Source organism: Acidisarcina polymorpha, from assembly GCF_003330725.1.
Lineage (GTDB): Bacteria > Acidobacteriota > Terriglobia > Terriglobales > Acidobacteriaceae > Acidisarcina > Acidisarcina polymorpha.
This window is the reverse complement of the sequence record NZ_CP030840.1, coordinates 1,036,408-1,048,033: the sequence shown is the minus strand read 5'-3', so window position 1 is coordinate 1,048,033 and position 11,626 is coordinate 1,036,408. Positions and strand designations below refer to the sequence as shown.

The 11,626-nt window shown below is 57.7% G+C and carries 12 protein-coding genes; 5 read left to right on the top strand and 7 right to left on the bottom strand.

The features are described from left to right. Positions 1-40: 40 nt before the first annotated feature. Positions 41-829: a tetratricopeptide repeat protein gene (locus ACPOL_RS04665; RefSeq protein ID WP_114206026.1), complete on the bottom strand. Its 789-nt coding sequence runs from the start codon at positions 827-829 to the stop codon at positions 41-43. Between the two features lie 247 nt (positions 830-1,076). On the opposite strand from ACPOL_RS04665, the gene ACPOL_RS04660 reads away from it, so the two are divergent. Next, entirely contained in the window at positions 1,077-2,900 is a 1,824-nt protein-coding gene (locus ACPOL_RS04660; protein WP_236657239.1) for a beta-L-arabinofuranosidase domain-containing protein, read from the top strand. A 96-nt stretch (positions 2,901-2,996) separates the two neighbouring features. Here the strand turns inward: ACPOL_RS04660 and ACPOL_RS04655 are convergent, their stop codons facing one another. The 3 genes from ACPOL_RS04655 to ACPOL_RS33975 all read right to left on the bottom strand — a co-directional run bounded on the left by ACPOL_RS04655 (position 2,997) and on the right by ACPOL_RS33975 (position 5,464). Then, positions 2,997-4,487, bottom strand: a complete 1,491-nt coding sequence (locus tag ACPOL_RS04655) for a M20/M25/M40 family metallo-hydrolase (protein WP_114206024.1) — start codon at positions 4,485-4,487, stop codon at positions 2,997-2,999. Positions 4,488-4,646: 159 nt separating this feature from the next. Beyond that, a complete protein-coding gene (locus ACPOL_RS04650; protein WP_114206023.1) occupies positions 4,647-5,195 on the bottom strand; it encodes a DUF4199 domain-containing protein in 549 nt (182 codons plus the stop codon). 125 nt (positions 5,196-5,320) lie between these two features. Continuing rightward, on the bottom strand, positions 5,321-5,464 hold the full coding sequence (locus ACPOL_RS33975; protein ID WP_201759096.1) for a response regulator transcription factor: 144 nt from the start codon (positions 5,462-5,464) through the stop codon (positions 5,321-5,323). On the opposite strand from ACPOL_RS33975, the gene ACPOL_RS33970 reads away from it, so the two are divergent. Next, entirely contained in the window at positions 5,405-5,728 is a 324-nt protein-coding gene (locus tag ACPOL_RS33970) for a hypothetical protein (RefSeq protein ID WP_201759351.1), read from the top strand. The genes ACPOL_RS33975 and ACPOL_RS33970 overlap by 60 nt on opposite strands. Positions 5,729-5,930: 202 nt before the next feature. On the opposite strand, the gene ACPOL_RS04640 is transcribed toward ACPOL_RS33970, so the two are convergent. Then, positions 5,931-6,590 (bottom strand): FKBP-type peptidyl-prolyl cis-trans isomerase, encoded by a 660-nt coding sequence (locus ACPOL_RS04640; protein WP_201759095.1) that lies wholly within the window; start codon positions 6,588-6,590, stop codon positions 5,931-5,933. Positions 6,591-6,732: 142 nt separating this feature from the next. Here ACPOL_RS04640 and ACPOL_RS04630 point away from each other — a divergent pair, with 142 nt between their 5' ends. From ACPOL_RS04630 to ACPOL_RS04620, 3 genes are all read left to right on the top strand, one after another. Further along, positions 6,733-7,737, top strand: a complete 1,005-nt coding sequence (locus ACPOL_RS04630) for a VWA domain-containing protein (RefSeq protein ID WP_114206020.1) — start codon at positions 6,733-6,735, stop codon at positions 7,735-7,737. A 185-nt stretch (positions 7,738-7,922) separates the two neighbouring features. Further along, entirely contained in the window at positions 7,923-8,327 is a 405-nt protein-coding gene (locus tag ACPOL_RS04625) for a YtxH domain-containing protein (RefSeq protein ID WP_114210590.1), read from the top strand. A 112-nt stretch (positions 8,328-8,439) separates the two neighbouring features. Beyond that, complete coding sequence (locus ACPOL_RS04620) at positions 8,440-9,003, top strand: hypothetical protein (RefSeq protein ID WP_114206019.1); 564 nt, start codon at positions 8,440-8,442, stop codon at positions 9,001-9,003. 130 nt (positions 9,004-9,133) lie between these two features. On the opposite strand, the gene mnmA is transcribed toward ACPOL_RS04620, so the two are convergent. Both mnmA and ACPOL_RS04610 read right to left on the bottom strand, forming a co-directional pair. Continuing rightward, positions 9,134-10,255 carry a tRNA 2-thiouridine(34) synthase MnmA gene (gene mnmA, locus ACPOL_RS04615; RefSeq protein ID WP_114206018.1) on the bottom strand — a complete coding sequence of 374 codons (1,122 nt, stop codon included), beginning with the start codon at positions 10,253-10,255 and terminating at the stop codon, positions 9,134-9,136. A gap of 149 nt (positions 10,256-10,404) precedes the next feature. Continuing rightward, the gene (locus ACPOL_RS04610; RefSeq protein ID WP_114206017.1) at positions 10,405-11,565 is read right to left on the bottom strand and encodes a cysteine desulfurase family protein; all 1,161 of its coding nucleotides are present in this window, start codon (positions 11,563-11,565) and stop codon (positions 10,405-10,407) included. Between the last annotated feature and the right edge of the window lie 61 nt (positions 11,566-11,626).

Here is an 11,626-nt window from a genome sequence, read left to right as displayed (position 1 = left end):
TGCCATGTACTGGCCTATGTACTGGCCTGTCTCGCGTTTACTAAGGGTTCCGTTCTCTCGCAATTAGCTGAATGAATTCCGGCGTCTCCCGCAGCGACGCTAACTCGCTATCGGTCATCAGTTTCTTGCGGTCGTTGAAGCCTTCTCCCAGGGCTTTCCGAAGATAACTCAGAGCCCGCTCGTTCATGCCGGCTTTCGCATAGGTTTTCGCCAGGACGTAATTGACCATTGCTAAGTCCTTGGTTGAGCTGCTTTCCTCAATCCTGGCGGCGCTGCTCCGCTCGAAGACTTCAGGATCCAGAGCGAAGGCCTGGCGATAAGCCTCTGCTCCTTTCTTTGAGTTTCCCTGAAAGAAGTATGCGGTCCCGAGGTTGCTGTAAAACAAGGGTGAGTTCGGATTGAGTTTGATGGCCTTGCGATAGCATCGCTGCGCCTCTTTGTATTTCTTCTCCGCGTGATAGGTAGCGCCAAGATTGTTCCACGCCTCGGCATAATGCGGGTTCAGCTCGATCGCCCGCTGATAGTACTTGCGGGCATCCGTAATATCGAACATGTGATGGTAGGCGACGCCGATTTTGTTGATCACCGTCGCTGAGTCTGGGGAAGCCTTCCGATAGGCTTCGATGGCGTCCAGATATCGTTGGCGAGCGGCAAGCAGGTCGCCCTCCAGTTCTGACGAACTCTGCTTCTGGATGTCTAGCTGAGGGGGCGGAGCGAAGTGCGATACCATTGAGGGCGACTGACAGGGAGCAGTCGGCAGGGTGATAAATGCAAGTACAACGGCTACGCTGCTGCAACAACAGCGGAAGAGATGCTGGCGAAGCGTCATGATCGCCTCCTCGCCTGAGTAGGTGAATATCTCAGGGTGACTCTAGGTATTCGGATCTAGGGATCAGATCGTCGCCGCAGTCCGCAACTTGAGAAGGTCGGCTGGAATCGGAAAATCCCCGCGCCCGAAACGAATTTTCGCCACCGGGCGGAATTGTACTCCTGACTGAGTGGGACTGGGAAACTAACCCCGGCCCAGGTCTTTACCAGCATGCGACTTCTTTCCTACTAAGTTGTAATCTGAGGGTGTGGCCGCTTCCCGCATGATCTCGCGAAGAGCATTCCTTCGAACTGGATCCGTCCTCGCCGCAGGAGCAGCGGCGCCCCAGTCCTTTTTTGGCCTGGCAACTCCAGAATCGCCGCTTACCGAATTTGGATATTGGGACGTCTCAATGGCGCCCGGCCTTCAGGAGAACCAACGAGCTGAGACCTATGACATCCTGATGGGCATCAGCGATGACGCGCTCTTGAAGCCATTCCGCGAGATGGCCGGTAAGAGTGCTCCCGGGCTCGACCTGGGCGGATGGTATTCGTACCGGTCGAGTTTCAACTATAAGACGGATGATGCCGGATTCGCCCCGGGACATGCCTTCGGCCAGTGGATCTCGGCCCTTTCAAGATCGTATGCGATCACGAGATCGCCTGAGATACGCCAAAGGGTGCGAGGGCTCAACCAGCTGTATGCCGAAGCGATTTCCGCAAAGTACTTCGAACTGAGCCGGTTCCCCGCCTACAGCTATGACAAGATCGTGATCGGCCTGATCGACTCCCATGAGTTAGTTGATGATTCCGAAGCCTTTTCAATCCTCGATCGAACCACTGCTCTGGCTATGGCGCATCTGCCGGCTAAGGCGGTTCCACGGGAAAGCGTCTGGCAGCCGGGAAGAGATGTCTCCTATACCTGGGACGAGTCCTACACGCTGCCGGAAAATTTGTTCCTCGCGTATAAGCGCGGCGCGGGATCCCAATATCGTGAGTTGGCTGGCAAGTACCTGATGGACGACGGCTACTTCGATCCGCTTTCCCGCGGGGTGAATGTCCTGGAGGGAAAACATGCCTATAGCTACGTCAATGCGCTGAGTTCGGCGATGCAGGCCTATCTCACCATGGGTAGCGAGAAGCATCTGCTTGCGGCGAGAAATGGCTTCGACATGCTGGCTGCGCAGAGCTACGTTACGGGAGGTTGGGGTCCCGACGAACTACTTCGTGGGCCTGAGAGCGAGGCGCTCTTCGCCAGTCTTTCTAAGTCCCACAATAGCTTCGAGGCTCCCTGCGGCTCGTATGCGCACTTCAAACTGAGCCGCTACCTATTGCGTGTGACTCGCGATTCGCGATATGGCGACAGCATGGAAAGGGTCATGTACAACACCGTACTGGGAGCGAAGCCGCTTCAGGCGGACGGTCACGCCTTCTATTATGCCGACTACAATTCCCAGGGCAGCCGGGTGTACTCCAAACACCGCTGGCCATGCTGCTCGGGAACTCTACCGCAGGTTGCGGCAGATTACCGGATCAACACTTACTTTCGCAATGGCCGTGACGTCTATGTGAACTTGTATCTTCCGTCGACACTTCGATGGAAGTCCGAGGGAAAGGACTTCTCCCTGGTGCAGGAAGGGAATTACCCGCTCGACGATTCGGTACGGCTGACATTATCTGTGTCTCGAGCAGAGAAGTTCGCGTTGCTGCTACGGATTCCAAGCTGGGCCGAGGGCCCGTCCGCAACGATCAATGGACGGCCACTGCAGGGTCCAATCGTGAACGGGCAGTTTCTCAGGATAGAGCACAAGTGGAAGACTGGTGACGAGATCGTCCTGCGTCTGCCCATGGCATTTCGGCTCGAGGCGATCGACGCGAAGCATCCCGGGACTGTGGCTCTGCTTCGCGGGCCGCTGGTGCTTTTTCCGATTGAGGTTTCGACGAGTATACTGTCGCGGCAGCAGCTCTTGTCGGCCCGCTCCATAGGGCCTTCCAAATGGATGGTTGAAGCGGCAGGCGAACGAGCGACCTTTGTCCCGTTTACCGAGGTAGGCGAGAAGACTTACTCGACGTATGTGGAGATAAGCAGCTGACTTACTTCAAGTTAGAAGTACCGGTACCCAGTTACGGCAGCCCCACACAGATGAGTGGGTGTCCAAAAGATCGGTCGGGACTTGGCGTCGATCGCCCTACCGCGGCGCAGGTTGAGGTGAATCCGCCAGCGCGTAGGCCAGGACCGTCATCACGGCCGAATTTTCGTTAAGTTCATGAGCATCGATCTTATCGAAGGTGTCGGCCGCGGTATGGTGATAATTAAAGTAGAAGCGGCCGTCCTGCAGGGGAGCGAAGCTGGGAACCCCCTTGTCGGTGAGCCCCGAGATGTCCGCGCCGGTCTCCTTGGAGATAACAAGCTGGGTCGCGCCGATCGGCTCGAGGACCTGCGAGATTGGGTGCAGCCAGGCTTGTAGCTCAGGCTTGCCGGCCAGGTAAATTCCCGTGGGATGACCCGCTCCGGAATCCGATTCAATCGCACCAACATGGTTGGCAATGTCACCGGAGTGCTCGGCCAGGTAGGTTTGTGCCCCGTCGGAGCCTTCTTCTTCGGCCATCCAAGCGACAAACCGGATCGTCCGCCGGGGATGAATGCCTGACTGGGAGAGCAGATGGATTGCTTGCATCGCAACTGCAACTCCAGCGCCATCGTCGATAGCTCCTGTTCCCAGGTCCCAGGAGTCCAAATGGCCGGAGACGATCACGACTTGTTCGGGATGCTCAGACCCTTTCCAATCGGCAATGACGTTGTAGCTGTCGGCGCGGGGAAGCGTTTGAGGGGTCAACGTCAGCTTCATCCGAACGTGGCCCTGGCTGGTGAGGTGCACCAGCAGGTCAGCATCTTCGGCGGTCACTGAAGCGGCGGGAATCTTGGTCAGCTGCGGGTCGTACTCTGTCATTCCTGTGTGCGGAAGGCGATACTCCGCCCCGCCTACCGAACGAACCAGGACGGCCGCCGCGCCACGCGACGCGCCGAGCGCCGGCGCGCCCGCTCTGTAGGCAACTGCCTGCCCGTAGGCTTCAAATCCTAGTCCCTGTGCGGCTAGACGCTTGTCAAAGTGCTCGTTAAACAGCAGGATCTTGCCTTTGACAGCGTCTGGGCTGAGCGCGTTCAGATCCTTGAGTGAATCAACGACAATCACCTCAGCGGTCAAGCCCTCCGCGGGCGTGGCAACGCTGCCGCCGAGCGCAGTAAGAACGATCTTCTGCGTCGCGTCCGGCCCCATGCCAGGCCACGAGACTAGCTGCCCGGTCTCGACGCCGCGTACCCAATGAGGAACAGTCGTCTTTTCCATCTGAACTTCCGCGCCAAGCGCGCGCATCTCGGCAGCTACATACTCGACCGCCTGCTGGGCCTGCGGCGACCCGCTCAATCGCGGACCGATGTTGTCAGTCAGGTGCTGGAGCTCGGTAGTGGCGTAAGCATCCCGGAGCGCAGCATCGCGAAGACGGCCCATTGCCGCAATTTGTTGCGCGGTCCAAACGCCGTTCGACGGCTCCAGTTCACTGGTGATCTGCTGCAGCGTCGAGGCGGCCTGCGGTTGTTGCGCGAGACTGGAAGCTGCCGCCAGGAGCAAGAGAAAGGCGATTAGCGCCGAACGAGTTTGGAAATCAAAAGAAAAGGGCATTTAGGGCGAATATAGCATGACCGTTCGCCCTAAGTTCTTATCGCGCAAGTTTGCGGTTGCCCCGTTCTCCCGCGAGATGAAGTCAAGGTCGCGATCGCTGACGAACGCGTTAGCACGCTCTCCGCATAGCGCCCGCACACGCCACCCCACCTCAGAAGTTCAATACGCTGCTGGTAGTGGAGACCGCTCGGCTGGTGCTTGCCTTTTTCTTAACATCCCCGCGGAGATGAGCGTGATAACCAGTCCAACTGGGAAGGGCTCGATGAACGTCATGGCTGCGTTAATGAAAGGATTGTTGTACATCTCCTTGGATTTCTGGAGCTCTTGAATCTTAGCCTGGAGGGTTGCTGGGCTCGTGCCCGCTGCCTTGAGGTTCTCGATTATATGGGCGTTGTATTTGTCCATGAAGTCAGGGAGGAAGTTGAAGTAAATAATCTCCCACGTAACGACATAACAAATGCAGGAGATCAGTGTAATCGAGATTCCCACCGTGAACGCCTTGGTGAACGTGATCTGCCCGTTGCCGGGATTGTCGCGGTACGAGCGGATGCCGAAGTACACGAGTAGGAATGAGAGGACGATGATGGTGTAGCCGACGACTAAGCCATTGTCAAAGCCGATCTGGTGTTCAAAAGGCACGGTGAGTGCCATCAGGAGCGAGGAAATGGCGCCGGAGATCAGTCCGAAGGTCAATATTGTTTTTCTCATGCGTAACTCCAGTGTGAAGGCTTGAAATCCTGACGCAGCATAGCTGGGAGGGCGGTCGTTCTGTCGTCATCCTTTCGAGTGATTTTGGCCGCGCAGCAAGAAAATCATCACTATGAGCGGTTCATTCACGGGAGCAAGCCGAGTTCTTTGCCGAACTGGACGGCCTCAGTTCGGCGCCTGGCGCCTAGCTTGTGGAAGACTCGGCTGGAATGAGTTTTGATCGTGTTTTCGCTGACAAAGAGTTTCTCCGCAATCTCGCGGTTACTCATGCCTTGCGCAATCAATTCGAGGATTTGGAACTCGCGTCGGGTGATGCCGAGGTTTTCCCGCCGCTTCTCGTCAGGGACGAAGGGAGCGGCAACGGGAACGGGAACTTGAACTTCCTTGACAACAATTTTTTGCCGACTTCCGGTCAGCTTGAGGCCCAGCCAGATACCGAGGACGGCAAAGGTTACCGCGATCAGGCCCGCCGTAGATCTCGAGCGAATGCTCGACTACCAGGAACCGATACTCAGTCCACTGCAGCACGGTAATCAGAATTCCGCCGATGACACCATAAGTCAGTATGTGGCGCTTCATACGCTTCCGGCAGCAGAGGATTCACCACGAGAGTATGCCGAGCGGAGCGCCCGGGCAAGAGTAGCTTTTCCAAGCTACCCCGCTGGCGGCGAAAGCCCCCAGAGGGGTAGCGATACCCCCTGCTAAGTCGATAATGAAGGCGCTGCCAAGCCGGGGCTACTGCGGGGAAGCAGCTTTCGGGGCGGTTGATGCCGGCGGTGTTGTCGAGCTCGGTTGTGCACTTGGCGTCGTTGGGGGAGGGGTAGCCGGCGGCGGAGGCGCATTAGGATCGGACTGAGCCACGAGCTCGATGTCGAAGATCAGATCGGCCTTCGCTGGAATCGGGCCCCGCCCGGAATCGCCATAGGCGAGCTGATAGGGAATGAAAAGCCTGCGCTTGCCGCCGACATGCATGCCCTCGAAGCCATCATCCCACCCCGGGATGACCCGATGTTGTCCCTGGATGAAGTCGATCGGCGCACCACGATCGACGGAGGAGTCGAACTTGGTCCCGTCATGCAGCCATCCGGTGTAGTGGACGCTGTATTTCCATCCCGGCTTCGCCAATTCGCCATTCCCGGGCAATATATCGATGTACTTGAGAGCAATGAGCGTCTTGGGGATCCCGCGCACCGGCGGGATATTTGGTGGCAGCTTCATGGCGGTCGTGGCGTTTGCGGTCGCGGCGCTTGCGGCCGTGGGCTTATGGGTAGTCTTGGCTGGAGCAGCGGTTGTCGAAGAAGAGCTAGTCGCCTGCGAGGAAAGTCGGGGAACCAATATCCCGGCAAGCAGCAGAGGCGAAAAGAGCGCGAGGGTTTTGCGGCTGGATATGTTCATGATCGAAGCCGATGGTAGCACGAAGCGATTGCAGCTCAAGCAAAGAAGGTCGCCGCGCGTCTACGATGTGACGATGGGCCGTTTGGGGTCATTCCCGCTGAAACGCATCCTTTTCCGGCGGAGTCTAAGCAGTGGGTATTGAATGCAAATCGGGATTGTTCCAGTTTTATTGTTTTCACTCGCCTTGGTTTCGTTTCGGGCGATAGCGCAGGATTCCTCACAAGGAATAGGCGTCGGTCCCGTGGTCACCTCGTTGGGGAATAGTCAGGCGCAACAGAAAACAGCGTCCATTTCTGCCCCGGCAATCCGAGTCGATGTCCACTTGGTGAATGTCTTCGTGAATGTTACGGACTCCAAAGGGGCGCCGGTGGCAGGGTTGACGAAAGATAACTTCATCCTGGCCGAGGATGGTCATCCTGAGAAGATAGCCCTCTTCGACCGCGAATCCGCGGTGCCTCTCTCGATCGTCCTGGCCATCGACACCAGTGGGACCGTCCACAAGGACATGAGTATTGAGGAACACGCGGCGAGAGAGTTCGTGCACGCCCTGATTCGCCCGGTCGACCAACTCGACCTGATGGATTTCTCTTCCGATGTGCGCGAGGTTGTGCCGTTTACCAACAATCTCCATCAGATCGACAGCGGCCTCGACCGGTTGCGCGGGGGGCCAGCGACGGCCTTGTACGACACCATCTATCTTGCTTCGCAGAGCCTGGCTAGCCATCAGGGGCGTAAGGTCCTGGTACTGATTTCAGATGGCGACGATACCGTCAAAGGCGTTGATTACCCTCGCGCGCTTGAGCAGGCGTTGCGTTCCGAAGTCCTGGTCTACAGCATCATCGACGTGCCGATTGCTGCCGATGCCGGTCGAGACACTGGCGGGGAGCACGCGCTCATCACGCTTTCCCAGGAGACCGGTGGCAAGCATTATTACGCTGAATCCACCCAGCTGACCAAGGCCTTTCAGCAGGTGTCCGAGGATCTGCGAACTCAGTATCTGCTGGGCTATTATCCCTCCCGCCGGTCGGATTCTCCGGATTTCCGGAGCATCTCGGTAACCTTGACCGGCACGCCGCCCGGTTCAGAGTATGCCTTGCGCCATCGCACCGGGTATTATCCTCTGCCGCCCGGGTCCACAAAGGACTAAAGGAGCGACACGGGGGAGCGGCGCAAATCCTATGGCTGCCGGTGGTCCTCCCCGATAATTGATAGATTTCTCGTTTCCGGCCAGCGGGAGCAGTCTTTGGGGCATCTATATATACTCGTAATGATTCGGTGCCGGAAGATTCCGTTGGAATGCCGGAAAGCTTCGGAAATCAAGGAGATGTTCAAATGTCAGACGAAAAACAGAGTGGCGGATTCAGCTGGTTCGTAGCCGGGCTCGGGCTAGGTGCCCTGCTCGGCGTTCTTTATGCTCCCAAGCCGGGACGCGAAACTCGCGAGGATGTAGCAAGCACCGCCCGTGAGGGCGCAGAATACCTCAAGCAGCGCTCCCGCGAGACTGCTGAGCAGGTTTCGACGCTGGTGGACAAAGGCAAGAGTCAGGTCAGCGACTACGTGGAGCAGGGCCGCCAATATGTGGATCAGGGACGCGCCCAAGTTGAACAAGCGGTATATCAAGGCCGGGACTTTGTTCAGGGGCACGTGGAAAAGGTCGCTGCGGCAGTGGATGCTGGAAAGCAGGCTTACAAGTCAACCGCGGCCGACCCAACCGTCCCTAATGGAGCGGGTGTTTAACCCTCTACGACCCATGGCAGAACGCGATTGAAGACAGCCGGCCTCTGGAAGACGGGGGCCGACTCCTACTGTCCGCTCTTACGATTACGAGATTCTCACGGAGAACGGCTTCATGAGCCCGGAAATTCCGCCGTACGTCTACCTTCTCTTCACTGCAGCGACCGCTATCGGTGTGCTCATGCAGGCTGGAATCCTTCTTGGGCTTTTTCTCGCCTTCCGCAAGCTGCAGGTGAAACTTGAAGTCATCCTGAACCACGTCACCGAAAATGCTTTGCCTATGATCGCTTCCTCAAAGGTCACGCTTGAAGATCTGGCGCCGAAGATCAAGGCAATCAGCAACAACTTGGTGGTGATTAGCGAGACCGTAAAGAATGAGTCACAAACGATCAAAGTTTCTGTAGACGACGTGCTTGAAAAAACCCGCGCCCAGACTGCCCGCGTGGACGAAATGGTGAGTGGTACTCTGGACGGGATTACGCATGCAAGCGCCGCGATTCAGCATGGCATTTCGGTTCCACTAAGACAATTAAATGGACTGCTAACCGGCTTCAAGGCTGGCCTTGACGTGCTACGGAGTAAGTCGGGCGATCCACGGCCTGCGGAGACTTCGAGGTATTCCGATGCTGCTTCCAAGTATTCCGGCAGCAAAGCGTCGCCCGTCGCCGAAGTTGACTAGCCTGTCGTCGTTGCCGTTGATGAGAACCTCAACGTCAGGGCGGCTGCCTCGGCCTCTAGCGAAACGCCCAGAAGATAAAGATGGTTCGGCAGAAAGCTGCATACGCCACGGCGTTGCGGCTTTGGTTCCGTCAACAGATCCATCCGCCGCCGACGACTTCATCCCCGTCATAGAAAACTGCGGCCTGCCCAGGGGTAATGGCCCTTGCCGGCTCGTCAAATTCCGCTAGGAGCACATCCGCAGTCTCCATGCGGATTGTGGCCCATGCGGGCTCGTGACGGTGGCGGATTTTGACTTGAACCCGCATCTCTCCAAGCAGATCGGGAATCGCAATCCAATTCAGTCGATGGGCGCGGAGAGTTCGCTGATACAGCTCTTCTTCGATCCCAATTCGAACCTGATTCTTTTCGTTACCGGCGATCTGGATTACGTATAAGGCGGTCGGCGACTCGACGCCTAGACCCTTCCGCTGGCCCACAGTGAAGTTGTGAATTCCGGCATGATGGCCCACAACTTCTCCCGTCGTCGCAACCAGTTCTCCGCAAGAGTTCGGCATTTCTTCGCCCTGCTCATCGAGATAGGCGTCGATGAACTTCTTGTAGTCCCCGCCGGGAATGAAGCAAATCTCCTGCGAATCGGGCTTATTAGCCGACGCGATGCCGAGTTCCTGCGCGATCTCACGAACCCGCGGCTTGGTGTAGCCGCCAAGCGGAAAGAGAGTCCGGGATAGTTGATCCTGAGTTAAGCCAAAAAGAAAATAGGTCTGGTCCTTGCTCGTGTCAGCAGGACGCTTGAGGATCCAGCGGTCTCTGGCAGGATCGTATTCGTTGCGGGCATAATGGCCAGTCGCGATGCGGTCGGCGCCGATCTGCCGGGCGGTGATCAGCAGCTGGTCGAACTTCAGATGATCGTTGCACAGGGAGCAGGGAATCGGGGTGCGCCCGGCAAGGTACTCTTTGACAAAGGGCTTCACCACATCACGCTCAAAGCGCTCTTGATGGTTGACGACGTAATACGGAATGCCAAGGTCGTCGGCGACTCGGCGGGCGTCGTAGACATCGTCGATCGAGCAGCAGCGGCCACGCACCTGTTCGGGCATGCCTTCGCGCCCCAACAAGCGGCGCTGGTTCCAGAGCTGCATCGTCAGGCCGACTAACTCATACCCTTCGGTCTTGAGCATGGCGGCAACGGTCGACGAATCGACTCCGCCCGACATGGCTACGGCTACCGTGTTGTTGACTGGTGGGGTCATGAGTTCAGTGAGCGGCGGGTACTGGATCGGAGTCGCGGAAGAATCCGACGCAAGCTTTTAAGCTCCCGCTCTTATTCTAACAAGGTGAAAAGGAGCCAGCCGAGCAGCGGGCGATCAGAAAGTCTAACGTCGGCAATGGGACCGACCACTCAGCCGCGGTTCATCAGCGGCACGGAGGACACTTCGTGGAGACGGCTGAACACGGAACCTATCAGGTCGAGGGCAAAATCGACATCGTTCTGGCTGGTGTCCTTGGTGAGGCTGAAACGAAGGCTTGCCTGCGCACGCTTCGGTGGGAGACCCATGGCGGTAAGGACATGAGAGGCTTCGCTGGCTCCGGAAGAGCAAGCGCTGCCCCCCGAGACGGCGAGTCCTTTGAGGTCGAGAGCAATGGCGAGCGATTCTCCCTCGAACTCATCAAACCAGACGTTCGTAGTGTTGGGAACACGATGAGCGTGGCCGGAGTTGATGCCGGCCGTTTCGATGGTTTGCAGGATTCCAGTTTCGAGTCGATCGCGCAGAGCGGCGATGTGCGCGGGAGCTCCCTGGTCAATGGCATGGAGCGCCAGTTGCGCGGCTTTGCCTAGTCCAACAATGCCTGCCACATTCTCGGTCCCTGCACGGCGCTGGCGTTCGTGGGAGCCGCCAAAGAAAAGAGGCTCGAGTCGAGTCTCGCGGCGTACAAAGAGAGCGCCTGCCCCTTGCGGGCCGTACATCTTATGGCCAGCGATGGTGAGCAGGTCGCAGCCGATCTTCTCGACGTCGATGGTAAGCTTGCCGGCGGCCTGAACGGCGTCGGAGTGAAAGTATGCATCGGCCTCGGCGGCGATGCAGCCAATCTCCTCAACTGGCTGGATGGCTCCGGTTTCGTTGTTGGCCATCATCACACTGATCAGCCTGGTGTTGGGTTGGAGGGCGTGGCGTATGTCAGCGGGATCGACGACGCAATCGCTGCCAACGCGGACGAAGGTCACCTCTACGCCGCGCTGCTGAAGGCGCTCCGCTGCGTGGAGCACGGCGTGGTGCTCGATCGCGGTGGTAATGACATGATCGCCAGGCTGGACGAGGCCAAACAGTGCCAGATTGTCGCCCTCCGTGCCACCGCTGGTGAAGACTACCTCGGAGGGACTGCAATGGAGCAAAGCAGCGACCGACGCGCGCGCCTGTTCGACAGCGCCGCGTGCGTGGCGTCCATGGTAGTGAATTGAGGAGGCGTTGCCAAAGCTCTCCACCATGTACGGACGCATCGCCTCAAACACCTCGAGCGCCAGCGGGGTGGTGGCATTGGCATCCATGTAAACGCGTCGCATGGGTATTGGTTCCTTGTTCCATTCTATCTTGAAGAGGAACCTGCTCAGATTGCCGATAAAC